Origin of the sequence: Streptomyces sp. NPDC049627 (assembly GCF_044465645.1) — a bacterium.
Lineage (GTDB): Bacteria > Actinomycetota > Actinomycetes > Streptomycetales > Streptomycetaceae > Streptomyces.
In genome coordinates this window covers 76,014-101,175 of the sequence record NZ_JBITLW010000009.1, presented here as the reverse complement: position 1 = coordinate 101,175, position 25,162 = coordinate 76,014, and the positions used below count along the sequence as shown (strand labels likewise).

The window sequence follows — 25,162 nt, the reverse complement described above, 5'->3', positions numbered from 1 at the left end:
TCTGGTCACAGGTCCAGGCATCTGAACATTCGGACATCCCACGTCCAAGGTGCGCATTACAGACGTTAGTTGGGCTCTCGCGGGCATCACAAGAACCGTGCACGTGTCACATCACGGATGGAGTACCACTTTCCCCCGGTTGATCCGCGACTCGATCGCCGCATGCGCCTCGGCGGCCTCCTCCAGCGCGAACTCCCCGTGCACGGCGGGCTTCACGGCCCCCTCCTGGAACAACCTCCACAGCTCGTGCCGCCACCGCTCGTACAACTCCGGCGCCCCGCGGGCGATCCGCGCCATCTGGAACCCGATGACGGACTTGGCGCCCACGAGAAGGTCGTACGCCTGGATCGTGCCCCCGCCCGAGCTGTACGCCACGAGCCGCCCGCCCGGGGCGAGGGCCGCGACGGCCGGCCCGAGCAGGTCGCCGCCGACCGCGTCGAGGACATAGTCGACGGGCTCGCCCCACTCCTCCTCCCGGTAGACGACGACGTCATCGGCGCCGAGCGACCGCACGAAGTCCGCCTTGCCCGGACCCGACACGGCGCCCACGACCCGCGCGGCTCCCCGCGTCCGCGCGAGCTGCACGGCGAGGTGCCCGACGCCGCTCGCCGCCGCGGTGACCAGCGCCGCCTCCCCGGGTCCGGGCCGGGCGGCCTCCAGCGCACCGAGCGCGACCAGGCCGCTGCGGACGAGGGCGACCGCGTCGGTGGCGGTCGCGGCGCCGGGGATCGGCGAGGCCATGGCTTCGTGCAGAAGGGCGTACTCGGCGTACCCGTGCCCGAAGCACAGGCCCGTCACCCGGTCGCCGGTCCGGAACCGGGTGACTCCGGCACCCACGGCCACCACCCGGCCCGCGATCTCGCCGCCCAGCGGGATCGGCTCGGGGGCCTCGGTGACCTTGCGGACGACGGGCAGCGTGACGCCGATCGCCTCGCAGTGGACGAGGAGCTCACCGGGGCCCGGCTCCGGGACGGGGGCGTCCTCCAGGAACAGGGGTCCGCCGGTGGACTCGTAGCGCACGCGGCGCATCGCACCTCCATGAGTCATTGGGATTACCAACGGTTCAACGGGGTCGACCGTACCCGCAAAGCCGTTGGGAAGTCCAACGAATTCTCGATAGACTGCACGCATGCCGCCCGAAGCGCCCCTCCCCGCGATCCGCTCCCTCCCCAGCTGGCTGCTGGGCCGCGCGGCCGCCCGCGGCCGGGCCCTGGTGGCCGAGGCCTTGGCCGCGGAAGGCATGAGGATGTGGCACCACGTCGTGCTCTCCGCCGTCCGGGACCTCGCGCCCGTCGCGCAGGCGGATCTCGGCCGCGGTGTCCAGCTCGACCCCAAGGACCTGGTCGGAATCCTCAACGACCTGCAGTCGGCCGGCCTCGTCGTCCGCGAGCCGGATCCGAACGACCGCCGCAAGAACGCGGTCTCCCTCACCGACGAGGGCGCGAGCCTGCTGAAACGCTGCGAAAAGGCGGCGCGCGAGGCCAACGACGCGCTGCTCGCCCCGCTCACCGCGGCCGAACGCGACCAGTTCATGGACCTGTTGATCCGGATTTCCGGTACACAACGCTGACGGCGGATAGCGTTCCGTCATGACCGCACCAGTCGCGCTCGACCCCGCACACACCGCTCTCATCCTGGTCGACCTGATGGACCGCATCGTCGCGCTGCCCCTGGAGCCCCGAAAGGGCACCGAAGCCCTCGCGACCTGCGAGGAGTTGGCGGCCACGTTCCGCTCCGCGGGGGCGCCCGTCGTCCTCGTCCGCGTCGAACGCCCCGCCGTCACCGAGCAGCCGCCGGGCAGCGGACTGTCGGCAGGGCTGCGCAGGGACGGCGACATCGAGATCGTGAAGCGGACGATCGGCGGCTTCCAGGACACAGGGCTCCACGACCGCCTCCGCGAACGGGGCGTCACCACCCTGGTGTTCGGCGGAATCGCCACCAACCTCGGCGTCGAGTCGACGGCCCGCGCAGCCGCCGACCTCGGCTACGACCTGATCTTCGTCGAGGACGCGATGACGGCGTTCACGGCGGCAGAGCACGAGGCATCGGTACGGCTGGACTTCCCGAGGCTGGGCACGGTGGTACAGGCGGCGGAGGTGGCCGTCACGAGCGGCTGACCGGCCAACCAGCCCCCACCAACGCCGAGCAACGGCCCACCAACAGCCACTGTGCCGACGACACCGGCATGTGGCGCCCCGTAGGCGACCGAGCCAGATATTCGGCACGCCAGCTGCAAGGTCTTGGTGGGCAAGCAAGAAACCAAGCGAGGAAACAGCGGGACCCCTCCACGGCGCAGGGGGCGCTCCCCGCCGGTTCGGGGCCCCGCCGCCGTGTCGCGGGGAGCCGGTCAGGCCTGGGCGGCCGCGGTCCGCAGGGCGAGCCGGTGTTCGCCCGCGTACACGTTCATGGAGCTGCCCCGCAGGAAGCCCACCAGCGTCAGCCCCGTCTCCGCGGCCAGGTCCACGGCCAGCGACGACGGGGCGGAGACGGCAGCCAGCACCGGAATCCCCGCCATGACCGCCTTCTGCGCGAGCTCGAAGCTGGCCCGCCCCGAGACCAGCAGGACGGTCCGGGACAGCGGCAGGTCGCCGTTCTGCAGCGCACGCCCGACCAGTTTGTCGACCGCGTTGTGCCGGCCCACGTCCTCGCGTATGTCGAGCAGTTCGCCGTCCTCGGTGAACAGGGCCGCCGCGTGCAGGCCCCCGGTCCGGTCGAAGACCGGCTGGGCGGCGCGGAGCCGGTCGGGGAGGCCCGCGAGCAGGTCGGGGTCGAGGCGGACGGGGGGAGTGTCGCCGCCGTGGGTGTCGTCGATGGGCCACCGGGCCGTCGTACGCACCGCGTCGAGGCTCGCCTTGCCGCACAGGCCGCAGGACGAGGTCGTGTAGACGTTCCGCTCAAGCGTGATCTCGGGAATCGCCACGCCAGGGGCCGTCTTCACATCGACCACGTTGTACGTGTTCGAGCCGTCGACCGTGGCCCCCGCGCAGTACACGATGTTCTGCAGATCGTCCTGCCCGCCCAGCACCCCCTCACTGACGAGGAAGCCCGCGGCCAGCGCGAAGTCGTCGCCCGGGGTGCGCATGGTGATCGCGAGCGGCTTGCCGTTCAGCCGGATCTCCAGGGGTTCCTCGGCGACGAGTGTGTCCGGGCGCGAGGAGACGGCCCCGTCCCGGATGCGGATCACTTTGCGTCGTTCCGTGACTCGTCCCATGTCCCGATCAGTCCCGTCAGTCCCGGTTCTGTACGTGCTGATAGCCGAAGCGGCCCTTGATGCACAGGTTGCCGTGGGTCACCGGGTTGTCGTGCGGCGAGGTGACCTTCACGATCTCATTGTCCTGCACGTGGAGCGTGAGGTTGCAGCCCACACCGCAGTACGCGCACACGGTGGTCGTCTCGGTCTGCCGGGACTCGTCCCAGGTGCCCGCCGCCCGCATGTCGAACTCGGACTTGAAGGACAGCGCCCCCGTCGGACACACCTCGATGCAGTTCCCGCAGTACACGCACGCCGAATCGGTCAGTGGAGCGTCGTGCTCCACCGCGATCCGCGCGTCGAAGCCGCGCCCGGCGACCGAGATCGCGAAGGTGTTCTGCCACTGGTCGCCGCAGGCGTCGACGCACTTGTAGCAAAGGATGCACTTGTCGTAGTCCCGCACATACAGGTCGTTGTCGACCTTCGGTTCGTCGTCGATGCGGGCCGCGTCCGGGCCGAAGCGGTCCGGTTTCGCGTCGTACTCCTTGATCCAGTCGGCGACCTGCGGTGTCGTCGACAAGTCGACCGAGGACGCCAGCAGCTCCAGGACGATCTTCCGGCTGTGCCGTGCGCGTTCCGTGCCGGTCCTGACGACCATGCCCGGCTCCGCCTTGCGGGAGCAGGCCGGGACCAGAGTGCGGGACCCCTCGACCTCGACGACGCAGACCCGGCAGGCGTTCTTGGGCCGCAGCGTGTCCCCCTGGCACAGGGTCGGGATGTCCTTCCCGGCCGCCCGGCAGGCGTCGAGGATGGTCGAGCCCTCCGGGGCCCTCGCCTCCTCGCCGTCGACGGTGAACTCCAGCAGGCGCCGCGGCACTCCCAGCGGTATCACGGTCATTCGTACGCTCCCAGACGGTCGATGGCGGATTCCACGGCGTTCCACGCGGTCTGTCCCAGACCGCAGATCGAGGCGTCGCGCATCGCGCGGCCGACCTCTCTGAGCAGGGCGATGTCGTCGGCGGCCGCCGCACCCTTGCGCTCCGCGATCCGGTGCAGCGCCTCCTCCTGCCGCACGGTGCCGACCCGGCACGGCACGCACTGCCCGCACGACTCGTCACGGAAGAACTCGGCGATGCGCAGCAGCAGCCGGGGCAGCGGCACCGTGTCGTCGAAGGCCATGACCACGCCCGAGCCGAGCGTCGTCCCCGCCTCCCGCGTGCCCTCGAAGGTGAGCGGGATGTCCAGCTCGTCGGCGCGTACGAAGCCGCCCGCCGCACCGCCCAGCAGCACCGCCCGCAGCCCGTCCCGTACGCCGGCCGGCTCCAGCAGCTCGCCGAGTGTCGCGCCGAAGGGGAGTTCGTAGATGCCGGGCCGCTCCACGCTCCCGGAGACGCAGAACAGCTTCGGCCCCGTGGACTTCCCGGTGCCGATCGCCGCGTACGCAGGCGCGCCCATGGTCAGGATCGGCAGTACGTTGACCAGCGTCTCGACGTTGTTCTCCACCGTCGGTTTGCCGAACAGCCCCTTCTCCACGGGGAACGGCGGCTTCGAGCGGGGCTCGCCCCGGTAGCCCTCGATGGAGTTGAAGAGGGCCGTCTCCTCACCGCAGATGTACGCTCCCGCGCCCCGCCGGATCTCGATGTCGAAGGCGTATCCCTGCCCGAGGATGTCGTCCCCGAGCAGGCCACGCGCGCGTGCCTGCGCGATCGCGTGCTCCAGGCGGCGCAGGGCACGGGGGTACTCGCCGCGCAGATACAGGTATCCCTGGTGGGCGCCCGTCGCGTACGCGGCGATCGTCATCGCCTCGACCAGCGCGTACGGGTCGCCCTCCATGATCACGCGGTCCTTGAAGGTGCCCGGCTCGGATTCGTCGGCGTTGCAGACGAGGTAGTGCGGGTGGTCGGGCTGGGACGCCGTGGCCTGCCATTTGCGGCCGGTGGGGAAGGCGGCGCCACCGCGCCCGACCAGTCCGGAGTCGGTGACCTCGCGGATGACTCCGGCGGGGCCCAGCTCGAAGGCCCGCCGCAGGGCGGTGTAGCCGCCGTGGGCGCGGTAGTCGTCCAGCGACGACGGGTCGACGACGCCGACGCGCCGCAGCAGCGTCAGCGAGGGATCCCCCGCCTGCGGTACGGCCGCCACGGCCGGCGGTTCCTCGGGCGCCGCGTCCGGCGTGCTCGCGGCGAGCACGGCGTCGTGCACGGTGGTCGGCGCCGAGACCGCCGTACGCACCGGATCCCCGGCCCTGACCGCGAGCGCCGCCGGAGCCCGCTCGCACAACCCCAGGCAGGGACCGCGCTCGACCGACACACCGCTCCCGGGCCCGAGCCGTGCCTCGATCCCGGCGCACAGCTCGCTCGCCCCGGCGGCCGCGCACGCGAGGTCGGTGCACACGTGCAGCACGGTCGCGGGCCGGGGCCTGACCGAGAACATGGCGTAGAAGGTGGCGACGCCGTACGCCTCCGCCGGCGGCACCGTCAGCCGCCGGCACAGGTAGTCGAGGGCACCCTCGCTGATCCAGCCGATCCGGTCGTTGATCGCGTGCAGCCCCGGCAACAGCAGGTCGCGGCGGTCCCGGGCCTCGCGCCCGCCACGCGCCCACCTGAGGTCGGCGTCGGACCGGTCGGCGCCTTCCCAGGAGGACTCGGGCGGGCCCAACAACGCGTCCACGGCCGCCCGTTCGTCGTCCGTCGGTTTGCTGTCGCCGAAGTGCAGGTCCACTTGCGTCACCTCACGATGGTCGCGACGGGGAGCTTCTCGATCCGGATCGCCGACGCCTTGAACTCCGCCGTCCCCGCGATCGGGCAGTTCGCCTCGATCGTCAGCTGGTTGGTGTCCACCTCGTCGGGAAAGTGCATGGTCATGAAGGCGAGCCCGGGCCGCAGCGCCGTGTCGATCCACACCGGCGCGACGACCGCTCCGCGCCGCGAGGTCACCCGGACCTGCTCGCCGACCACGACCCCGTACCGCTCGGCGTCCTCCGGGCACAGCTCGACGTACTCGCCGCGTCGCAGCGGGGAGGCGAAACTCCCGCTCTGCACACCGGTGTTGTAGGAGTCGAGCCGCCGTCCCGTGGTGAGCCGGATCGGGTACTCCTCGTCGGTGAGATCGACCGGCGGATCGTGCTGGACGAGCCCGAAGGGGGCCGGCATGCCGCGCCTGGCCGGGTCGGTCTCCCACAACCGGCCGTGCAGATAGGTCGGTTCGAGCCCGTCGGTGCTCGGGCAGGGCCACTGGATGCCCTGGTACCGCTCCAGGCGTTCGTACGTCATCCCGTAGTGGTCCGGGGAGACCGACCGGAGCTCGTTCCAGACGGCCTCGGCATCGGCGTACTTCCAGTCGTGGCCGAGCCGTGCCGCCAGCTCGCAGATGATGTCGATGTCCTCGCGCGCCTCACCGGGCGGGGTGACCGCCCGTCGCACCCGCTGCACGCGCCGCTCGCTGTTGGTGGTGGTGCCCTCGGTCTCGGCCCACCCGGCGGTCGCGGGCAGGACGACGTCCGCCAGCTCGGCCGTCTTCGTCAGGAAGATGTCCTGGACGACGAGGAAGTCCAGCTGCCGCATGCGCCGTACGGCCTGTTCGCTGTCCGCCTCCGACTGCGCCGGGTTCTCGCCGATGCAGTAGACGGCCTTGAGCGTGCCCTCCTCCATCGCCTCGAACATCTGGGTGAGGTTGAGCCCGTAGTGCGGCTGGATGACCGTGTCCCAGGCCGACTCGAACTTCAGGCGGGAGTCCGGGTCGAGGATGTCCTGGAACCCGGGGAGCCGGTTGGGGATCGCGCCCATGTCACCGCCGCCCTGCACGTTGTTCTGGCCGCGCAGGGGCTGCAGCCCGCTGCCGTACCGGCCCACGTGCCCGGTCAGCAGGGACAGGTTGATCAGCGCGCGGACGTTGTCGGTGCCGTTGTGGTGCTCGGTGATGCCGAGGGTCCAGCACAGCTGGGCGCGCTCGGCGCGGGCGTAGGCGTGCGCCAACTCCCTGATCGCCGCTGCCGGTACGCCCGTCACCTTCTCGGCGAGGGACAGCGTCCACGGCTCGACCAGCGCCTTGTACTCCTCGAACCCGGTCGTCGCCCGCTCGATGAACGCCTCGTTCGCCAGGCCCGCGTGGATGATCTCGCGGCCGACCGCGTGCGCCATCGGGATGTCGGTGCCGACGTTCAGCCCGAGCCAGCTCTCCGCCCACTCGGCGGTGGAGGTGCGGCGCGGATCGACGGCGTACATGCGGGCGCCGTTCCTGATCCCCTTCAGCACGTGCTGGAAGAAGATCGGGTGCGCGAAACGGGCGTTGGAGCCCCACATGACGATGACGTCGGTGTGCTCGATCTCCTCGTACGAGGAGGTGCCTCCGCCCGATCCGAAGGCGGCCGACAGCCCGGCGACGCTCGGTGCGTGACACGTGCGGTTGCAGGAGTCGACGTTGTTGGTGCCCATCACCACCCGGGCGAACTTCTGCGCCACGTAGTTCATCTCGTTGGTGGCGCGGGCGCAGGAGAACATGCCGAACGCGTCGCGGTTGCGGGCCAGGCCGCGGGCCGCCCGGTCCAGGGCCTCCTCCCAGCTCGCCCGCCGGAAGGGCTCGTCGCGGGAGTCGCGGACGAGTGGATGGGTCAGCCGCGTGTAGGTCTTCGGGGTCCGGTCGCGTTTCCTCATACGACACTCCTCATGCGGCGCTCCTCAGCGCGAGCAGGTCCGAGATGGCGTGCACGGTGCGCAGGGTGGGCACCGGCACGTCGGTGATCTCCGCCAACTCGACGACCGCCGCGAGGAGTACGTCGAGTTCGAGCGGCTTGCCGCGCTCCAGGTCCTGGAGCGTGGAGGTGCGGTGGTCGCCGACCCGCTCGGCGCCCGCGAGCCGGCGTTCGATGGAGACGCCGACCTCGCAGCCGAGGGCCTCGGCGACCGCGAGCGTCTCGGTCATCATGGTCTCGATGACCTTGCGGGTGCCGCCGTGCAGGCACATCTGCCGCATGGTGGCGCGGGCCAGCGCGCTGATCGGGTTGAAGGAGATGTTGCCGAGCAGCTTGAGCCAGATGTCGTTGCGCAGGTCCGGCTCCACCGGGCACTTCAGACCGCCGGCCTGCATGGCCTCGCTGAAGGCGAGGCACCGCTCGGACACGCTGCGGTCCGGCTCGCCGACGGAGAACCGGGTGCCTTCGAGATGTCGTACGACTCCGGGCTCCGCCAGCTCTGTTGCCGCGTACACGACGCAGCCGACGGCCCTTGAGGGCGCGAGCACCGCACTGACCGCGCCGTCCGGGTCCACGCTCTCGACGCGGTGGCCGTCGTGCGGGCCGCCGTGCCGGTGGAAGTACCACCATGGGATGCCGTTCTGGGCGGCCACGATCGCTGTGGTGTCGTGCAGCAGCGGCTCGATCAGCGGCCCGCACGCCGCGTACGAGTTGGCCTTCAGACCCAGGAAGACATGGTCGACCGGGCCGATCTCGGCCGGGTCGTCGGTGGCGTGGGCGCGGGCGGTGAAGTCGCCGCGCGGGCTGAGCACCCGTACTCCGTGCTGCCTCATGGCCGCCAGGTGCGGTCCACGGGCGACGAGATGCACATCGGCGCCCGCGCGATGGAGTGCGGCGCCGACGTAGGCGCCGATCGCACCGGCACCGAGGACTGCAACTTTCACTTCAAAACGCTCCGTTCGGTCGAGGGAGTACCGCGGAGGTGGCTGGGAAGCTGTCGGACCGGCCAGCGGGGCCGAATCCTGTCGACTGAATATTGTCTACAGTATGGATGGAGGGTCAGCAAGGGTTCGCGCACGGCGTTCGACCGTTCGTCGCGTCCGGCATACCGTTCATCGCATACGGTCGACGCGCCGCCTTTTCAACTTCCTTGCTCCTGCCTACCGTTCGGGATCATGAGTCCCCCTGTCGCACCGGCCGGCTGGAGCCGCTGGCTCGTTCCCCCCGCCGCCCTCGCTGTTCACCTCTCCATCGGCCAGGCCTACGCCTGGAGCGTGTTCAAGCCCCCGCTCGAATCCGCACTCGGCCTCAGCGGCACGCAGAGCGCGCTGCCGTTCCAGCTCGGCATCGTCATGCTCGGACTGTCGGCCGCGTTCGGCGGCACGCTGGTGGAGCGCAACGGGCCGCGCTGGGCCATGACGGTCGCCCTGTGCTGCTTCTCGTCCGGCTTCCTGCTCTCCGCTCTCGGCGCGGCGACCGAGCAGTACTGGCTGATCGTCCTCGGCTACGGCTTCGTCGGCGGGATCGGCCTCGGCATCGGGTACATCTCGCCGGTGTCGACACTGATCAAGTGGTTCCCCGACCGGCCCGGCATGGCCACCGGCATCGCCATCATGGGCTTCGGCGGCGGCGCGCTCATCGCCTCGCCCTGGTCGGCGCAGATGCTGGAGTCGTTCGGCTCCGACAGCTCCGGGATCGCCATGGCGTTCCTGGTGCACGGGTTGTCGTACGCCGTCTTCATGCTGCTCGGCGTGCTGCTGGTGCGGGTGCCGCGCACCGAGAAGCCGGTCGGTGACGGTCCGAGCGCCTTCGACGGGCCGCAGGTGTCCGCCCGCAACGCCGTGCGCACACCGCAGTTCTGGTGTCTGTGGATCGTGCTCTGCATGAACGTGACCGCCGGCATCGGGATCCTGGAGAAGGCCGCGCCGATGATCACGGACTTCTTCGCGAACACCTCGACAACGGTGTCGGCGTCGGCCGCGGCCGGCTTCGTCGCCCTGCTGTCCGCCGCCAACATGGCGGGCCGGATCGGCTGGTCGTCGACCTCCGACCTGATCGGGCGCAAGAACATCTACCGCGTGTACCTGGGCACGGGCGCGCTCATGTACGGGCTGATCGCGCTGGCCGGCGACTCCTCGAAGCCGCTGTTCATCCTCTGCGCCCTGGTGATCCTTTCCTTCTACGGCGGCGGCTTCGCCACGATCCCCGCCTATCTGAAGGACCTCTTCGGGACCTACCAGGTCGGCGCCATCCACGGGCGGCTGCTCACCGCCTGGTCCACGGCCGGTGTCCTGGGGCCGCTGATCGTGAACTGGATCGCCGACCGGCAGGAGGAGGCGGGCAAGAGCGGCTCCTCGCTGTACACGCTGTCCCTCTTCATCATGATCGGGCTGCTCGCCGTCGGCTTCGTCGCCAACGAACTCGTCCGGCCCGTCCATCCCCGCCATCACATCCCCGCCCCGGCGTCGAACGAGAAGGAGGCCGCGGATGTCCAGCGACAGCAGTAGCACTCCGCCCGGTCGACGGGGGCTGATCGCCTTCGCCTGGGTGTGGGTGGGGGTGCCGCTCGCCTACGGGCTGTACGAACTCGTACAAAAGGCGACGCAGCTGTTCACCGGCTAGGCGTTCGGAAGGTGTTCGGGCGTCCGACGGTCTGAGGGAAGCCGACAACGCGGGCGCCCGATTCCTGTGGCATCACGTGCCGCCGTACCCGTGAGTCACTGATCAGACTGGTGAATCCCGCTACCCGAGGCTCCGAGGGGGATCACCCACGATGAACGGCTCGCGCATCGCCGCCGTCGGCCACTACCAGCCCGCCAAGGTGCTCACCAACGAGGAGCTGGCGGGCATGGTCGACACCAGTGACGAGTGGATCAGGAGCCGGGTGGGCATCCGCACGCGGCACATCGCCGGGCCCGACGAGCCGGTCGACGAACTGGCCGGGCACGCCGCCGCCAAGGCGCTCGCGGCGGCCGGTCTGGCACCCGGTGACATCGACCTGGTCCTGGTCGCCACCTCCACCGCCATCGACCGCTCCCCGAACATGGCCGCCCGGGTCGCGGCCCGGCTCGGCATCCCCTCGCCCGCCGCGATGGACGTCAACGTCGTCTGCGCGGGCTTCACCCACGCCCTCGCCACCGCCGACCACGCCGTCTGTGCGGGTGCCGCGGCCCGGGCGCTGGTGATCGGCGCCGACAAGATGTCCGACGTGACCGACTGGGGCGACCGCACGACCTGTGTGCTGGTCGGCGACGGGGCGGGCGCGGCCGTCGTGGAGGCGTCCGAGGAGGCCGGCATCGGGCCGGTGCTGTGGGGTTCGGTGCCCGAGATGGGGCACGCGGTGCGCATCGAGGGTCAGCCCGCGCGGTTCGCGCAGGAGGGGCAGAGCGTCTACCGCTGGGCGACCACGCAGTTGCCGGCCATCGCCCGCAGGGCGTGCGAGCGGGCGGGGCTCGTGCCCGAGGACCTCGCCGGAGTCGTCCTGCACCAGGCCAACCTGCGCATCATCGAGCCCCTCGCCGTCAAGCTCGGTGCGGTCAACGCCGTGGTCGCGCGGGATGTCGCCGAGTCCGGGAACACCTCGGCGGCGAGCATCCCGCTCGCGTTCTCCAAGCTCGTGGAGCAGGGGAGGATCTCCAGCGGGGACCCGGTCCTGCTCTTCGGGTTCGGCGGGAACCTGTCGTACGCCGGGCAGGTCGTCCGCTGTCCGTGACCGCTGGTGCCGACCCCGGTACGCACACCTTCCTGTGACGAGGCCAACTCCCCGCTCCCCTGGCCTTTGTGCGCCGTAGACTGTAGACGAAAGACAATCGATACTGGCTTTCAGTGACGGCCGGCTACCGGATGCAGTCGCCCCGGTGTTCGCCCAGGAGGGGGACCGATGTTGTCGACAGGACTGCCACAGGGCGCGGTGCCCAAGCTCGAACGGCCCGGCCCGCTGCGCGACCGCGTCTACGAGGCGCTGCTCGAGCTCATCACCACCCGCGCGCTTCAGCCCGGTCAGCACCTGGTCGAGAGCGAGCTGGCAGGTCACCTCGGCGTGTCACGCCAGCCGGTGCGCGAGGCGCTGCAGCGGCTGAACACCGAGGGCTGGGTCGATCTGCGGCCCGCGCAGGGCGCGTTCGTGCACGAGCCGACCGAGGAGGAGGCCGACCAGCTCCTCACCGTCCGCACCCTTCTCGAGGCCGAGGCCGCCCGGCTCGCCGCCGCCCACGCCGACAGCGCCGGCATCGCGGCCCTGGAACAGCTGTGCGCAGACGGCGAGAAGGCCGTCGCCGCCGACGACGTGGACGGGGCCGTCGCCATGAACGCCCGCTTCCACGCCAAGATCATGGAACTCGCCGGCAACGCCGTCCTGTCCGAACTGGCCGCGCAGGTCGACCGGCGCGTGCGCTGGTACTACACACCGGTCGCCCGTCAGCGCGGCCGGCAGTCCTGGATCGAGCACCGGGAGCTGATCGCCGCGATCATGGACCGCGACGAACAGCGGGCCACCCAGCTCATGCGCGAACACACCGAGCACACACGGCGCTCCTACCACGACCGACCGCGGTCATAGCCCCGCGGCCTGCCGATGAAGGACCGGCCCACGTGCAGTGGCCGTGCCACGGCGTCGACTGTGCGTGAGCGCACGGCGCGGAAGAAGTTGGTCTTCGGCTAGACATTCGATGTCGTCGCGCCTGGCGGCAGATCGAGGAACGCACACACCGCGCCCACCGTGTCGGTGAGTGCCATTGGCGCCCCGCCGTGCGGGGCGCCGCCCGCGGTACACAGGCGTGGATCCCGGGCGAGGAAGGCCCGCAGGGGCGCGCCGGGCCCGGAAGACGCGCAGTCACCGCCTTGTCCGCGTCCACCGCCCCGGTCGCCTCAGGGGCAAGGCCCCTCAGAACGCGTTCGAGTGTGTCCGAGCCCACTCCGCGAAGGTGCGCGGCTCCCGTCCCGTCACCTCCCGCACCGTCGGCAGCACCACCGACTCGTCCAGGGTGCCGTCGACGAAGAAGCTGAAGAAGGCGTCGACGTAAGGCTTCGGCATGCGGGCCTCCAGCTCGGTGCGTGCCTCCTCGGGGGTGAGGCCGACGGTACGCAGGTCGCGGCCCAGGACCTCGCCGAGGACGCGGACGCGGTCGGCGGGCAACAGCGCCTCGGGGCCGGTCACTTCCAGGGCCCGGCCCGTGTACTCGTCCGAGAGCAGGGCACGCAGGGCGACCTGCGCGATGTCGTACGGGTCGATGTCGGCCGTGCGGACGTCGGGGAACGGCACCCGCACCTCGTCGCCCTTGCGGATCTGGTCGGCGAGTTGGAGCGCGTTCGACATGAAGCTGGTCGGCCGCACCGACGTCCACGGCAGCCCGGACTCGCGTACGGCGGTCTCGGCGTCGATCAGATAGCCGGCGACCGCGTTGCCCGTGGCGCCGGTCCCGGCCGACTTCCCGGACAGCAGCACGATCCGTTCCACTCCCGCCGCCCGCGCGTCCGCGAGGATCTGCCGCTGCCCGCCGTACCCCGGCATCAGGAACATGGCGCGTACGCCGTCGAGGGCATCGCGCACCGTCTCCGGCCGGTTGAGGTCGCCCGCCACGGCCGTCACCCCCGCGGGAAGCCCGTCCGCCCGGCCGGAGCGGCTCATCGCCAGCGTGGGCTGCCCCGCTTCCGCCAGAGCCCGGACGAGTTCGGCCCCCACGTTCCCCGTGGCACCCGTCACCAGAAACATCCGGTTCCCCCTCTCCCCGTGCCGGGCCACGGCAGGCCCGGCGTCGTGCCCATCCTGCGGGGCCGGGGCCGACGGCGCCAGGGCACCGCAGATCTTTGTCCTGTGAGTGGAGAAAGTTGACGGCAATCTATGCGCAACTTCTTCCCAGTCCCGGCGCCCACTGCTACGTTCCCCTCGAAAGCAGGCCACAGAAGTGGCCGAAACCCGGCGCGCACAGGCCGATCGAGGCGGGGAGGGGCTCGTGAGACGGATGACGGCGCGACCCGCGAACGCCCATCAGGCCCGGCTGCTCAAGCTGTTGCGCGACGGGGGTCCCAACTCCCGGGCCCAGCTCGGCGATCAGATCGACCTCTCACGGTCCAAGCTGGCCGTGGAGGTGGACCGCCTGCTGGAGACGGGCCTGGTCGTGGCCGACGGACTCGCCGCCTCGCGCGGTGGCCGGCGCTCCCACAACATCCGGCTCAACCCGGACCTGCGCTTCCTCGGCGTCGACATCGGCGCGACCTCGGTCGACGTCGCCGTCACCAACGCCGAACTGGAGATCCTCGGACACCTCAACCAGCCCATGGACGTCCGCGAGGGCCCGGTCGCGGTCTTCGAGCAAGTCCTGTCCATGGCAGCGAAGTTGAGGGCCTCGGGGCTCGCGGAGGGCTACGACGGCGCCGGCATCGGCGTCCCGGGCCCCGTCCGCTTCCCCGAAGGCGTCCCGGTGGCTCCGCCGATCATGCCGGGCTGGGACGGCTTCCCCGTACGGGAGGCACTCAGCCAGGAACTCGGCTGCCCGGTCATGGTCGACAACGACGTGAACCTCATGGCGATGGGGGAGCAGCACGCGGGCGTCGCACGCTCCGTGGGCGACTTCCTCTGCGTCAAGATCGGCACCGGCATCGGCTGCGGCATCGTCGCAGGCGGTGACGTGCACCGCGGTGTCACCGGCAGCGCGGGCGACATCGGGCACATCCAGGCCGTGCCCGACGGCCGCCCATGCAACTGCGGCAACCGGGGCTGCCTCGAGGCCCACTTCAGCGGGGCGGCCCTCGCCCGGGACGCCGTGGAGGCGGCCCAGCAGGGACGGTCGGAGGAACTCGCCTCGCGGCTGGCGGCGAACGGCACGCTCACCGCCGTCGACGTCGCCGCCGCGGCCGCCGCGGGCGACACCACCTCCCTCGCCCTGATCCGCGAGGGCGGCAACCGCGTCGGCCAGGTCATCGCCGGACTCGTCAGCTTCTTCAACCCCGGCCTCGTGGTGATCGGCGGCGGGGTGACCGGCCTCGGCCACACCCTGCTCGCCGCGATCCGCACCCAGGTCTACCGCCAGTCGCTGCCGCTGGCGACCGGCAACCTGCCCATCGTCCTGGGGGAGCTGGGCCCCACCGCCGGAGTCATCGGCGCGGCGCGGCTCATCAGCGACCACCTGTTCTCACCCGCGTAAGCGACCACCTCGTTCCACCCGCGTAAGCGACCACCTGTTCCACCCGCGTAAGCGCTCACCGCTTCTCACCCGCGCAAGCACCCAGCTCAGTACGGCGTACCAGCACCGCGCCCAGCTTCGCCCTGCCCTGAAACCGGCCCGCACGCCCGCCAAGGGGACCTCATGGCACCAGAACCACCGCTGCTCAGCATGTCCGGCATCACCAAGTCGTTCCCCGGAGTCCGCGCACTCGACGGCGTCGACCTCGACGTCCAGGCCGGTGAAGTGCACTGCCTGCTCGGCCAGAACGGGGCCGGCAAGTCCACCCTCATCAAGGTCCTGGCCGGCGTCCACCAGCCCGACACCGGCCGCCTCCACTGGCGCGGTGAGGAGGTCACCCTCCGCTCGCCGATCGCCGCGATGCGCCTGGGCATCGCCACCATCTACCAGGAACTCGACCTCGTCGAGCACCTGTCGGTGGCCGAGAACGTCCACCTCGGCCATGAGCCCACGGCCGCCGGTTTCGTCGTACGCGGAAAGACGGCACGGGCATCAACGGCCGAGCTTCTCAGGCGACTTGGCCATCCGGAGATCGCTCCGGCGCGCTTGGTCGGCGAGTTGTCGGCGGCGCAGCAGCAGATCGTGTCCATGGCGCGGGCGCTCTCCCACGACGTACGGCTCATCGTCATGGACGAGCCGTCCGCCGCTCTCGACCCGGACGAGGTCGACAACCTCTTCCGCATCGTCGGCGACCTCACCGCCGACGGCGTCGCCGTCGTCTACATCTCGCACCGGCTGGAGGAGATCCGCCGCATCGGCGACCGGGTGACCGTGCTGAAGGACGGGCGGGCCGTGGCCGGCGGGCTGCCGGCGAAGACGACACCGACGCGCGAGGTCGTGGCGCTGATGACGGGCCGCAACGTGGAGTACGTCTTCCCCGAGCGGCCGAGCGGGGAGGTGACGGCCGGGGAGCCGCTGCTGGAGGTCCGGGGTCTCGCGCGGGACGGCGAGTTCGAGCCCTTCGACCTGACCGTGCGGCCCGGCGAGATCGTCGGGCTGGCCGGACTGGTGGGCTCCGGGCGATCCGAGATTCTGGAGACCGTATACGGTGCGCGGAAGCCGACAGCCGGTCAGGTGCTGGTCGGCGGACGGCCGTTGAAGCCCGGCAGCGTACGTGCCGCCGTCCGCGCCGGACTCGGGCTCGCCCCCGAGGAGCGCAAGGCGCAGGCGCTGCTGATGCTGGAGTCCGTCACCCGCAATGTGTCGGTGTCGTCCATGTCCCGCTTCTCCCGCGGCGGCTGGATCGACCGCGGCGCCGAACTGCGGGCGGCCCGGGCCGCGACGCGCGAGCTGTCCCTGCGGCCCGACAACCCGTCCGTGCCCGTGCGCACGCTCTCCGGCGGCAACCAGCAGAAGGCCGTCCTGGCCCGCTGGCTGCTGCGCGGCTGCCGCGTCCTGCTGCTCGACGAACCCACCCGCGGTGTGGACGTGGGCGCCCGCGCCGAGCTGTACGCGGTCGTCCGCCGGCTGGCCGACGAAGGCCTCGCCGTCCTGCTCGTCTCCAGCGAAGTACCCGAAGTGCTGGGCCTCGCCGACCGCGTGCTGGTGCTCCGCGAAGGCCGCGTCGTGCACACCGCACCGGCCCGCGAACTCGACGAACACCGTGTCCTCGACCTCGTCATGGAAGGAAGCCCGGCGTCATGACGCAGCACGCCTCCCCGCCCCGGGACAGCACCGGCAAGGTGCCGTCGGCCGGCGCACCGCCCGCCTGGCGCGGCCTGATGGCCCGCGCCGACGTACGCACCCTCTCCCTGCTCGGCGTCCTCGCCGCGCTGATCGTCATCGGCGGCATCACCAAGCCGGACGAGTTCCTGGACACCCGCAACCTCCAACTCGTCCTCACCCAGGCGTCCGTGATCGGCGTCGTCACCGTCGGCATGACCTTCGTCATCACCTCCGGCGGCATCGACCTGTCCGTCGGCGCGATCGTCGCCCTCGCCTCGGTGTGGGCGACGACGGTCGCCACCCAGGAGTACGGCTTCGGTGGCATCCTCTTCACGGCGGTGATCGTCGGCGTGGGGTGCGGGCTGGTCAACGGGATGCTCATCGCGTACGGCGGGATGGTCCCGTTCATCGCCACGCTCGCCATGCTCGCCTCCGCACGAGGACTGGCGCTGCAGATCACCGACGGCAAGACGCAGATCGTCACCGTGCCCTCCGTGCTGGACCTCGGCGAGCGGGACGCGTACGTGCTCGGCATCCCGCCACTGGTCATGGTGTTCGCGGTCGTGACGATCATCGGCTGGCTCATCCTGAACCGCACCACCTTCGGGCGGCGCACGGTCGCCGTCGGCGGCAACGCGGAGGCGGCCCGGCTCGCCGGCATCGACGTACGCCGGCAGCGGCTCTACCTCTACCTGCTGTCCGGGCTGTGCTGCGGCATCGCCGCCTTCCTGCTGATCATCCTGTCCGGCTCCGGCCAGAACACCAACGGCAACCTCTACGAACTCGACGCCATCGCGGCCGCGATCATCGGCGGCACCCTGCTCAGCGGGGGTCGCGGCACCATCACCGGCTCCGTGCTCGGCGTTCTGATCTTCACCACGATCACCAACATCTTCGCCCTGAACAACCTGCAGAGCGACGTCCAGCAGATCGCCAAGGGCGCGATCATCGTCGCCGCCGTGCTGGTCCAGCGCCGTACCGCGAGCACGACCTGAGGAAAGGGTTCACCGCCATGTCAGAGCTCACCAGTCGCAGAGGGCTGCTCTTCGGTACCGCCGCCATAGGAGCGGGTGCCCTCCTCACGGGTTGCACGAGCAACGAGTCCAAGGACGAACCCGCCGCGAACGACCAGCCCGCCGCCGACGACAAGCCCGGCAAGCCGGTCACCATCGGCTTCGCCGGACCGCAGGCCGACCACGGCTGGCTCAACGCGATCAACGACAACGCCAAGAACCGGGCGAAGAAGTACTCCGACGTGACGCTGGAGATCACGGAGGGCTCCAACGACACCGCCGCGCAGATCGGCCAGATCGAGACGCTGATCAACAAGAAGGTCGACGTGCTGGTGGTGCTGCCCGCCGACGGCAAGGCGCTCACCCAGGTCGGCCTGAAGGCGATGCGCGCCGGCATCCCGGTCATCAACCTCGACCGGATCTTCAACACCCCGCAGGCGTACCGCTGCTGGATCGGCGGCGACAACTACGGCATGGGCCTCAACGCCGGCCACTACATCGGCGAGAAGCTCAAGGGAAAGTCGAACGCCAAGGTCATCGAGCTGGCTGGACTCGACAACCTGGAGCTGACCAAGCAGCGCACCCAGGGCTTCGACGACGCGCTGAAGAACTACCCCAACATCAAGAAGGTGGCCCGCCAGGCCGCCGAGTTCACCGTCGAGTCCGGTCAGGCCAAGATGGCCCAGCTCCTGCAGGCCCAGTCGACGTTCGACGCGCTGTGGAACCACGACGACGACCAGGGCGTGGGCGCGCTGCGCGCCATCGAACAGGCGGGGCGCGACGACTTCCTGATGGTCGGCGGCGCGGGTGCCCTGTCTGCCTTCCAGGCCATCAAGCAGGACAACGGCGTCCTCAAGGCCACCGTCCTGTACCCGCCGACCATGGCCGCCTCCGCGATCGACCTGGCCCGTGCGCTGGGCCAGGGCAAGGGCGTCGGCGGCATGGCCGAGTTCGAGATCCCGGCCTCGATCACGCTCTACTCGGCGGTCGTCGACAAGGCCAACGTCGACCAGTACATGTCCACCGGCTTCAAGTGATTCCGCCCGCACCCCCCACGTGCGCCACCCCGACCAGGACGAGGAGGACTCCCTCATGGGACAGCCGCAGCAGCAGTCAGACGGGACCGAGGCAGGCAAGCCACCCCTGCGCGTGGGGATGGTGGGCTACGCCTTCATGGGCGCCGCCCACTCCCAGGGCTGGCGTACCGCGGGCCGCGTCTTCGACCTGCCGCTGAACCCCGTGCAGGCCGTGATCTGCGGCCGGGACCGGTCGGCCGTACAGGGGGCGGCCGACCGGCACGGCTGGGCGTCCGTCGAGACCGACTGGCGGGCCCTCGTCGCACGGGACGACGTCGACCTCGTCGACATCTGCACCCCCGGCGACAGCCACGCCGAGATCGCGCTGGCCGCCCTGGCCGCCGGCAAGCACGTCCTGTGCGAGAAGCCGCTCGCCAACACCGTCGAGGAGGCCGCGTCGATGGCGCGGGCCGCCGAAGAGGCGTACACGCGGGGCCGGCTGGCCATGGTCGGCTTCAACTACCGCCGGCTGCCGGCCACCGCCCTGGCCCGCCGGATGGTCGCCGAGGGCCGCCTGGGCGCGCTGCGGCACGTGCGCGTGACGTACCTCCAGGACTGGCTCGTCGACCCCGGCTTCCCGCTGACCTGGCGGCTGCGCAAGGAGCAGGCCGGTTCGGGTTCGCTCGGTGACCTGGGCGCGCACATCGTCGACCTCGCGCAGTACCTGGTGGGGGAGCACCTGGCGGGCGTCTCCGCGATGACGGAGACCTTCGTACGGCAGCGGCCCCTGCCCAGCGGTGCCACCAGCGGGCTGTCCGCCGTCTCGGCCGCCGGCACCGGGCAGGTCACCGTCGACGACGCCGCCCTGTTCACGGCCCGCTTCCCCTCCGGCGCCCTCGCCTCCTTCGAGGCCACCCGCTACGCCACGGGCCGCAAGAACGCCCTGTGCATCGAACTCAACGGCGAACACGGCTCGATCGCCTTCGACCTGGAGCGGCTCAACGAACTCGACTACCACGACGGCAGGGAGCCCGGCGCGCACGCCGGCTTCCGCCGCATCCTCGTCACCGAACCCGACCACCCCTATCTGGACGCCTGGTGGCCCCCGGGCCACGGCCTCGGCTACGAGCACACCTTCGTCCACCAGGCCCGCGACCTCGTCCACGCCGTCGCGCAGGGCAGGCAGCCCGAACCCTCCTTCGCCGACGGGCTGCAGGTGCAGCGCGTCCTGGCGGCCGTGGAGGAGAGCGCCGAGAAGAACTCCGTCTACACACCCATCGCGGTCTGAGGAGGCTGACGCGCATGCCGCGTACGTTCACGCTGTTCACCGGCCAGTGGGCCGACCTGCCGCTGGAGGAGGTCTGCCGGCTCGCCCGAGACTTCGGCTACGACGGGCTGGAACTCGCCTGCTGGGGCGACCACTTCGAGGTCGACAAGGCGCTGAGCGATCCCTCGTACGTGGAATCGAGGCATCAGCTCCTCGACAAGTACGGCCTCAAGTGCTGGGCCGTCTCCAACCACCTGGTCGGCCAGGCCGTCTGCGACGCCATCATCGACGAACGCCACCAGGCCATCCTGCCGGGCGAAGTGTGGGGCGACGGGGACCCGGAAGGGGTCCGGCGGCGGGCCGCGGACCGTATGAAGGACACGGCACGTGCCGCGGCCGCCTTCGGCGTCGACACGGTGATCGGCTTCACCGGCTCCGCCATCTGGCACCTGGTCGCCATGTTCCCGCCCGCACCCGAGTCGATGATCGAACGCGGCTACGAGGACTTCGCCGCGCGCTGGAACCCGATCCTCGACGTCTTCGACGCCCAGGGCGTGCGGTTCGCGCACGAGGTCCACCCCAGCGAGATCGCGTACGACTACTGGACGACTCGGCGCGCGCTGGAGGCCGTGGGGAACCGTCCCGCCTTCGGCCTGAACTTCGACCCCTCGCACTTCGTGTGGCAGGACCTCGATCCGGTCGGTTTCCTCTGGGACTTCCGCGACCGCATCTACCACGTCGACTGCAAGGAGGCCCGCAAGCGCCTCGACGGACGCAACGGCCGCCTCGGCTCCCACCTGCCGTGGGGCGACCCGCGCCGAGGCTGGGACTTCGTGTCGGCCGGGCACGGCGACGTCCCCTGGGAGGACGTCTTCCGCATGCTGCGCTCCATCGGCTACCAGGGGCCCATCTCCGTGGAGTGGGAGGACGCCGGCATGGACCGGCTCCAGGGCGCCCCCGAGGCGCTGACCCGTCTGAAGGCGTACGACTTCGAGCCGCCGTCGGCCTCCTTCGACGCGGCGTTCGGCAACTGACCTGGTCCGAAAGCAACTGAGCTGTTCTGAGGGCTCGTTGAGCCCTGCCTTCGCTCTCCGGGATGACGGCGCATCCCGGCGTACGCACCCGCCCGTACAACCGGCCCCTTTCTGGAGGCACTCGTGCACGGGAACGACCGCACCACCAGCACCGACAGAAACGAGACCCACAGACGACGCCCGTCCTTCCGCAAGGCGGTGGCGCTGCTGAGCGGCGCGCTGCTGGCGGGCGCCACTCTCACCTTCACCGCACCCCAGGCCGGCGCAGCCGTAGCCGACCAGGAAGCCGTGGCGGCCGAGGACTTCCAGCAGGTCACGCTCGCCAAGGGCGAGCCGGAGGTCGGCGAGCCCATGTCGCTCGCCGTCCTTCCGGACCGCTCGGTCCTGCACACCTCCCGCGACGGCGAACTCCGTCTCACCGACGCGGCGGGGAACACGAAGCTCGCCGGCAAGCTCGCCGTCTACTCGCACGACGAAGAGGGCCTCCAGGGCATCGGCGTCGACCCGAACTTCTCGGCGAACCGTTTCATCTATCTCTACTACGCGCCCCCGCTGAACACTCCCGCGGGCGACGCCCCCGAAACCGGCACCGCTGCCGACTTCGCCCCCTTCGACGGCGTCAACCGCCTGTCCCGCTTCGTCCTGAAGACCGACGGCACCCTCGACACGGCCAGCGAGACGAAGATCATCGACGTCCCCGCCTCGCGCGGTCTGTGCTGCCATGTCGGCGGCGACATCGACTTCGACGCGGCGGGCAACCTGTATCTCTCAACGGGCGACGACACCAATCCGTTCCAGTCGGACGGCTTCACCCCGATCGACGAGCGCTCGAACCGCAACCCGGCCTTCGACGCCCAGCGCTCCGCCGGCAACACCAACGACCTGCGCGGCAAGATCCTGCGCATCAAGGTGAACGCCGACGGCTCCTACTCGATCCCCGACGGCAACCTCTTCGCGCCCGGCACCGACAAGACGCGGCCCGAGATCTACGCGATGGGCTTCCGCAACCCCTTCCGCTTCAGCGTCGACAAGAAGACCGGGATTCTCTACGTCGGTGACTACGGCCCCGACGCCGGCGCCGCCGACCCGGCGCGCGGCCCGGCCGGCCAGGTCGAGTTCGCCCGCGTCACCGGCCCCGGCAACTTCGGGTGGCCGTACTGCACGGGCGACAACGACGCCTACGTCGACTACGACTTCGCCACCGGCCAGTCGGGCGCGGCCTTCGACTGCGCCGCGCCGAAGAACACCTCGCCCCACAACACGGGCCTGACCGACCTTCCCCCGGCCCAGCCCGCCTGGATCCCGTACGACGGCGGATCCGTGCCCGAGTTCGGCACCGGCTCGGAGTCGCCGATGGGCGGCCCGGTCTACCACTACGACGCCGCGCTCGACTCGCCCGTGAAGTTCCCCGAGGCCTACGACGGGAACTTCTTCGCCGGGGAGTTCGGCCGCCGCTGGATCAAGCGGATCGTCAGCGACGACGCCGGGACCGTGCAGTCGATCAACGACGTGCCCTGGACCGGCACCCAGATCATGGACATGGCCTTCGGCCCGGACGGCGCGCTGTACGTCCTCGACTACGGCACCGCGTGGTTCGGCGGCGACGAGAACTCCGGGCTGTACCGCATCGAGAACGCCACCGACGGCCACTCGCCGGTCGCCCAGGCCGCGGCGAGCAAGACCTCGGGGCAGGCGCCGCTGAAGGTGCAGTTCTCGTCCGAGGGCACGAGTGACCAGGACGGCGACGCGCTCACGTACAGCTGGGACTTCGGTGACGGCGGCAAGTCGACGGCGGCGAACCCGGCGTACCGCTACAAGAAGAACGGCACCTACACCGCGACCCTCACCGCCAAGGACCCCTCGGGCCGCACCGGCAGCGCGAGCGTGCAGATCGTGGTCGGCAACACCGCACCCAGGGTGACGCTGGAACTCCCGCAGGACGGGCAGCTGTTCAGCTTCGGTGACGCCATACCGTTCAAGGTGAAGGTCACCGATCCGGAGGACGGCGCGGCGATCGACTGCTCCAAGGTCAAGGTCACCTTCATCCTCGGCCACGACAGCCACGGCCACCCGGTGACCTCCGCCAACGGCTGCACCGGCACCATTCAGACCAGCGCCGACGGCGGCCACGACGAGGACGCCAACATCTTCGGCGTGATGGACGCCGAGTACACCGACGGCGGAGGCGGCGGGCAGGCCCCGCTCACCACACACGACCAGAACGTCACCCAGCCCAGGCACCGCCAGGCCGAGCACTTCGGCAACGGATCCGGCGTCTCGATCATCACCAAGGACACCGCGCACGGCGGCAGGACGGTGGGCGACATCAACAACGGCGACTGGATCTCCTTCACGCCCTACGCCCTGAGCAACGCCAAGAAGATCACCGCGCGCATCTCCTCCGGCGGAGCGGGCGGCACCCTCGAGGTCCGTGCGGGGTCCTCGACGGGCACCCTGCTCGGCCGGACGACCGTGCCGGTGACCGGCGGCTGGGAGACCTTCCAGGACGTCACCGCCGATCTGTCCCGCGCGCCCAGGGGCACGACCACGCTCTACCTCGTCTTCAAGGGAAGCGGCTCGGGCGCCCTGTACGACGTGGACGACTTCACCTTCACGACGGGCTGAGAGGAGGAACCGACGATGCGCATACGTCCAACCGGACGACTGACCACGGCAGTTGTGGGAGCCGCCGTACTCCTCGGCTGCGTCTCGGGACCGGCCGCGTCACAGGCCTCGGAGGACTCCCGCGCCGGGGCCGACGGCAAGCGGCTGCTGGTCTTCTCCAAGACGGCCGGCTTCCGCCACGACTCCATCCCCGAGGGCGTCGCCGCCGTGAAACAGCTCGGCGAGCAGGGCGGCTTCACCGTCGACGCGACGGAGGATGCCGGCGCCTTCACCGCCGCCAACCTGCGCCGCTACGCCGCGGTCGTCTTCCTGTCGACGACCGGAGACGTCCTGAACGCCGCCCAGCAGACGGCCTTCGAGGGCTACATCCGGCGCGGCGGAGGCTACGTCGGCATCCACGCGGCCGCCGACACCGAGTACGACTGGGCGTTCTACGGCGGCCTCGCCGGCGCCTACTTCCAGTCGCACCCGGCGATCCAGCCGGCGACCGTGGACGTCGAGGACCACGCCCACCCGGCGACATCGGGCCTCGCCGAGACGTGGAACCGCACGGACGAGTGGTACAACTACCGCTCCAATCCGCGGGAGAGGGCACACATCCTCGCCTCCCTCGACGAGTCCTCGTACACCGGCGGCACCATGAACGGCGACCACCCGATCGCCTGGTGCCAGAACTACCAGGGCGGCCGCGCCTTCTACACCGGGGGCGGCCACACCAAGGAGTCGTACGCCGAGCCCTTGTTCCGTCAGCACCTGCTGGGTGGAATCCTGTACGCAGTCGGCGATGTGCAGGCCGACTGCCGACCGGAGAACGGATACCGTCCGCTCTTCGACGGCACACCGGCCTCGCTGAACGGCTGGCGGCAGGCGGGCCCGGGCTCCTTCACCCTGTCCGACGACGGCACGCTCACGTCGACCGGCGGCATGGGGATGCTCTGGTACGCCCAGTCGGACTTCGGGTCGTACTCCCTGAAGCTCGACTGGAAGATGGCCGGCGACGACAACTCCGGTGTGTTCGTGGGCTTCCCGCCCTCGGACGACCCGTGGTCGGCCGTCGACAACGGCTACGAGATCCAGATCGACGCGACCGACGCCCCCGACCGCACCACCGGGGCCGTGTACGGCTTCCAGTCCGCCGACCTCAAGAAGCGCGACCGTGCGCTGAACCCGCCGGGGGAGTGGAACACCTACGAGATCCGCGTGGAGGGCGAACGCCTCCGCGTCTGGCTCAACGGCGTGAAGATCAACGATTTCACCAACACCGACCCGGCCCGGAGCCTCACCGACGGACACATCGGCATCCAGAACCACGGAGCCGACGACGAGGTGTCCTTCCGTGACATCCGGATCAAGGAACTGCCCTCGAAGTCAGCGGAGTCAGCGGAGTTCGCCGAGTCCGCCGGACTCAAGGCTTCGCAGGGCGACTGAGCGGCGGCGGGCGGGGGACGCCGGACTCCCGCCCGCCGTCTTTTCCCCTCCCGGGG

21 protein-coding genes and 1 pseudogene are annotated in these 25,162 nt (G+C 70.6%); 14 read left to right on the top strand and 8 right to left on the bottom strand.

Annotation, left to right across the window (positions count from 1 at the left end):
* Positions 1 to 111: 111 nt before the first annotated feature.
* Positions 112 to 1,029, bottom strand: a complete 918-nt coding sequence (locus ACIBU0_RS24755) for a zinc-binding alcohol dehydrogenase family protein (protein WP_398821888.1) — start codon at positions 1,027 to 1,029, stop codon at positions 112 to 114.
* A gap of 100 nt (positions 1,030 to 1,129) precedes the next feature.
* Between ACIBU0_RS24755 and ACIBU0_RS24750 the strand changes: the two genes are divergently transcribed.
* A complete protein-coding gene (locus ACIBU0_RS24750) occupies positions 1,130 to 1,570 on the top strand; it encodes a MarR family winged helix-turn-helix transcriptional regulator (protein WP_398821886.1) in 441 nt (146 codons plus the stop codon).
* Between the two features lie 19 nt (positions 1,571 to 1,589).
* Positions 1,590 to 2,117: an isochorismatase family protein gene (locus ACIBU0_RS24745; RefSeq protein ID WP_398821884.1), complete on the top strand. Its 528-nt coding sequence runs from the start codon at positions 1,590 to 1,592 to the stop codon at positions 2,115 to 2,117.
* A gap of 230 nt (positions 2,118 to 2,347) precedes the next feature.
* Here the strand turns inward: ACIBU0_RS24745 and fdhD are convergent, their stop codons facing one another.
* Genes fdhD through ACIBU0_RS24720 form a run of 5 tightly spaced genes read right to left on the bottom strand, consistent with a single transcriptional unit; the run spans position 2,348 to position 8,821 of the window.
* A complete protein-coding gene (gene fdhD, locus ACIBU0_RS24740; RefSeq protein ID WP_398821882.1) occupies positions 2,348 to 3,211 on the bottom strand; it encodes a formate dehydrogenase accessory sulfurtransferase FdhD in 864 nt (287 codons plus the stop codon).
* Positions 3,212 to 3,227: 16 nt separating this feature from the next.
* Positions 3,228 to 4,088, bottom strand: coding sequence for a 2Fe-2S iron-sulfur cluster-binding protein (locus tag ACIBU0_RS24735; protein WP_398821880.1), 861 nt, complete (start codon positions 4,086 to 4,088; stop codon positions 3,228 to 3,230).
* Positions 4,085 to 5,908, bottom strand: coding sequence for an NADH-ubiquinone oxidoreductase-F iron-sulfur binding region domain-containing protein (locus ACIBU0_RS24730; protein ID WP_398822762.1), 1,824 nt, complete (start codon positions 5,906 to 5,908; stop codon positions 4,085 to 4,087). Before ACIBU0_RS24730 ends, ACIBU0_RS24735 begins: the two co-directional genes overlap by 4 nt.
* A 5-nt stretch (positions 5,909 to 5,913) precedes the next feature.
* A complete protein-coding gene (locus ACIBU0_RS24725; RefSeq protein ID WP_398821878.1) occupies positions 5,914 to 7,839 on the bottom strand; it encodes a molybdopterin oxidoreductase family protein in 1,926 nt (641 codons plus the stop codon).
* A 10-nt stretch (positions 7,840 to 7,849) separates the two neighbouring features.
* Entirely contained in the window at positions 7,850 to 8,821 is a 972-nt protein-coding gene (locus ACIBU0_RS24720; protein ID WP_398821876.1) for a 2-dehydropantoate 2-reductase, read from the bottom strand.
* Positions 8,822 to 9,052: 231 nt separating this feature from the next.
* On the opposite strand from ACIBU0_RS24720, the gene ACIBU0_RS24715 reads away from it, so the two are divergent.
* From ACIBU0_RS24715 to ACIBU0_RS24700, 4 genes are all read left to right on the top strand, one after another.
* Positions 9,053 to 10,384: an OFA family MFS transporter gene (locus tag ACIBU0_RS24715; protein ID WP_398821874.1), complete on the top strand. Its 1,332-nt coding sequence runs from the start codon at positions 9,053 to 9,055 to the stop codon at positions 10,382 to 10,384.
* Positions 10,365 to 10,499, top strand: a complete 135-nt coding sequence (locus tag ACIBU0_RS24710) for a hypothetical protein (protein WP_398821872.1) — start codon at positions 10,365 to 10,367, stop codon at positions 10,497 to 10,499. The genes ACIBU0_RS24715 and ACIBU0_RS24710 overlap by 20 nt, the downstream gene beginning before the upstream one ends.
* 151 nt (positions 10,500 to 10,650) lie before the next feature.
* Positions 10,651 to 11,589, top strand: coding sequence for a beta-ketoacyl-ACP synthase III (locus ACIBU0_RS24705; protein WP_398821870.1), 939 nt, complete (start codon positions 10,651 to 10,653; stop codon positions 11,587 to 11,589).
* A 168-nt stretch (positions 11,590 to 11,757) separates the two neighbouring features.
* Positions 11,758 to 12,435 (top strand): GntR family transcriptional regulator, encoded by a 678-nt coding sequence (locus ACIBU0_RS24700; RefSeq protein ID WP_398821868.1) that lies wholly within the window; start codon positions 11,758 to 11,760, stop codon positions 12,433 to 12,435.
* Between the two features lie 14 nt (positions 12,436 to 12,449).
* Here ACIBU0_RS24700 and ACIBU0_RS24695 read toward each other — a convergent pair.
* Positions 12,450 to 12,686, bottom strand: a pseudogene (locus ACIBU0_RS24695) (PaaI family thioesterase); the annotation flags it as partial.
* A 73-nt stretch (positions 12,687 to 12,759) separates the two neighbouring features.
* Positions 12,760 to 13,587, bottom strand: coding sequence for an NAD(P)H-binding protein (locus ACIBU0_RS24690; protein WP_398821866.1), 828 nt, complete (start codon positions 13,585 to 13,587; stop codon positions 12,760 to 12,762).
* A 250-nt stretch (positions 13,588 to 13,837) separates the two neighbouring features.
* Here ACIBU0_RS24690 and ACIBU0_RS24685 point away from each other — a divergent pair, with 250 nt between their 5' ends.
* From ACIBU0_RS24685 to ACIBU0_RS24650, 8 genes are all read left to right on the top strand, one after another.
* Complete coding sequence (locus tag ACIBU0_RS24685) at positions 13,838 to 15,019, top strand: ROK family protein (protein WP_398822759.1); 1,182 nt, start codon at positions 13,838 to 13,840, stop codon at positions 15,017 to 15,019.
* Positions 15,020 to 15,181: 162 nt separating this feature from the next.
* Positions 15,182 to 16,702 carry a sugar ABC transporter ATP-binding protein gene (locus tag ACIBU0_RS24680; RefSeq protein WP_398821864.1) on the top strand — a complete coding sequence of 507 codons (1,521 nt, stop codon included), beginning with the start codon at positions 15,182 to 15,184 and terminating at the stop codon, positions 16,700 to 16,702.
* On the top strand, positions 16,699 to 17,718 hold the full coding sequence (locus ACIBU0_RS24675; protein WP_398821859.1) for an ABC transporter permease: 1,020 nt from the start codon (positions 16,699 to 16,701) through the stop codon (positions 17,716 to 17,718). The genes ACIBU0_RS24680 and ACIBU0_RS24675 overlap by 4 nt, the downstream gene beginning before the upstream one ends.
* Before the next feature lie 17 nt (positions 17,719 to 17,735).
* Positions 17,736 to 18,773, top strand: coding sequence for a substrate-binding domain-containing protein (locus ACIBU0_RS24670; protein ID WP_398821857.1), 1,038 nt, complete (start codon positions 17,736 to 17,738; stop codon positions 18,771 to 18,773).
* A 55-nt stretch (positions 18,774 to 18,828) separates the two neighbouring features.
* A complete protein-coding gene (locus ACIBU0_RS24665; RefSeq protein WP_398821855.1) occupies positions 18,829 to 20,040 on the top strand; it encodes a Gfo/Idh/MocA family protein in 1,212 nt (403 codons plus the stop codon).
* Positions 20,041 to 20,054: 14 nt separating this feature from the next.
* Positions 20,055 to 21,053: a sugar phosphate isomerase/epimerase family protein gene (locus tag ACIBU0_RS24660; RefSeq protein ID WP_398821853.1), complete on the top strand. Its 999-nt coding sequence runs from the start codon at positions 20,055 to 20,057 to the stop codon at positions 21,051 to 21,053.
* Positions 21,054 to 21,176: 123 nt separating this feature from the next.
* Positions 21,177 to 23,678: a PQQ-dependent sugar dehydrogenase gene (locus ACIBU0_RS24655; protein WP_398821851.1), complete on the top strand. Its 2,502-nt coding sequence runs from the start codon at positions 21,177 to 21,179 to the stop codon at positions 23,676 to 23,678.
* 15 nt (positions 23,679 to 23,693) lie between these two features.
* Positions 23,694 to 25,106: a ThuA domain-containing protein gene (locus tag ACIBU0_RS24650; protein WP_398821849.1), complete on the top strand. Its 1,413-nt coding sequence runs from the start codon at positions 23,694 to 23,696 to the stop codon at positions 25,104 to 25,106.
* The last annotated feature ends 56 nt before the right edge of the window (positions 25,107 to 25,162 follow it).

Bases quoted from the DNA above. Each gene is read 5' to 3' on its own strand.
- ACIBU0_RS24670 (WP_398821857.1), top strand. From the start codon at position 17,736: ATGTCAGAGCTCACCAGTCGCAGAGGGCTGCTCTTCGGTACCGCCGCC.
- ACIBU0_RS24700 (WP_398821868.1), top strand. From the start codon at position 11,758: ATGTTGTCGACAGGACTGCCACAGGGCGCGGTGCCCAAGCTCGAACGG.
- ACIBU0_RS24680 (WP_398821864.1), top strand. From the start codon at position 15,182: ATGGCACCAGAACCACCGCTGCTCAGCATGTCCGGCATCACCAAGTCG.
- ACIBU0_RS24650 (WP_398821849.1), top strand. From the start codon at position 23,694: ATGCGCATACGTCCAACCGGACGACTGACCACGGCAGTTGTGGGAGCC.
- ACIBU0_RS24735 (WP_398821880.1), bottom strand. From the start codon at position 4,088: ATGACCGTGATACCGCTGGGAGTGCCGCGGCGCCTGCTGGAGTTCACC.
- ACIBU0_RS24705 (WP_398821870.1), top strand. From the start codon at position 10,651: ATGAACGGCTCGCGCATCGCCGCCGTCGGCCACTACCAGCCCGCCAAG.
- ACIBU0_RS24675 (WP_398821859.1), top strand. From the start codon at position 16,699: ATGACGCAGCACGCCTCCCCGCCCCGGGACAGCACCGGCAAGGTGCCG.
- ACIBU0_RS24660 (WP_398821853.1), top strand. From the start codon at position 20,055: ATGCCGCGTACGTTCACGCTGTTCACCGGCCAGTGGGCCGACCTGCCG.
- ACIBU0_RS24750 (WP_398821886.1), top strand. From the start codon at position 1,130: ATGCCGCCCGAAGCGCCCCTCCCCGCGATCCGCTCCCTCCCCAGCTGG.
- fdhD (WP_398821882.1), bottom strand. From the start codon at position 3,211: ATGGGACGAGTCACGGAACGACGCAAAGTGATCCGCATCCGGGACGGG.
- ACIBU0_RS24690 (WP_398821866.1), bottom strand. From the start codon at position 13,587: ATGTTTCTGGTGACGGGTGCCACGGGGAACGTGGGGGCCGAACTCGTC.
- ACIBU0_RS24710 (WP_398821872.1), top strand. From the start codon at position 10,365: ATGTCCAGCGACAGCAGTAGCACTCCGCCCGGTCGACGGGGGCTGATC.
- ACIBU0_RS24665 (WP_398821855.1), top strand. From the start codon at position 18,829: ATGGGACAGCCGCAGCAGCAGTCAGACGGGACCGAGGCAGGCAAGCCA.
- ACIBU0_RS24755 (WP_398821888.1), bottom strand. From the start codon at position 1,029: ATGCGCCGCGTGCGCTACGAGTCCACCGGCGGACCCCTGTTCCTGGAG.
- ACIBU0_RS24685 (WP_398822759.1), top strand. From the start codon at position 13,838: ATGACGGCGCGACCCGCGAACGCCCATCAGGCCCGGCTGCTCAAGCTG.
- ACIBU0_RS24745 (WP_398821884.1), top strand. From the start codon at position 1,590: ATGACCGCACCAGTCGCGCTCGACCCCGCACACACCGCTCTCATCCTG.
- ACIBU0_RS24725 (WP_398821878.1), bottom strand. From the start codon at position 7,839: ATGAGGAAACGCGACCGGACCCCGAAGACCTACACGCGGCTGACCCAT.
- ACIBU0_RS24715 (WP_398821874.1), top strand. From the start codon at position 9,053: ATGAGTCCCCCTGTCGCACCGGCCGGCTGGAGCCGCTGGCTCGTTCCC.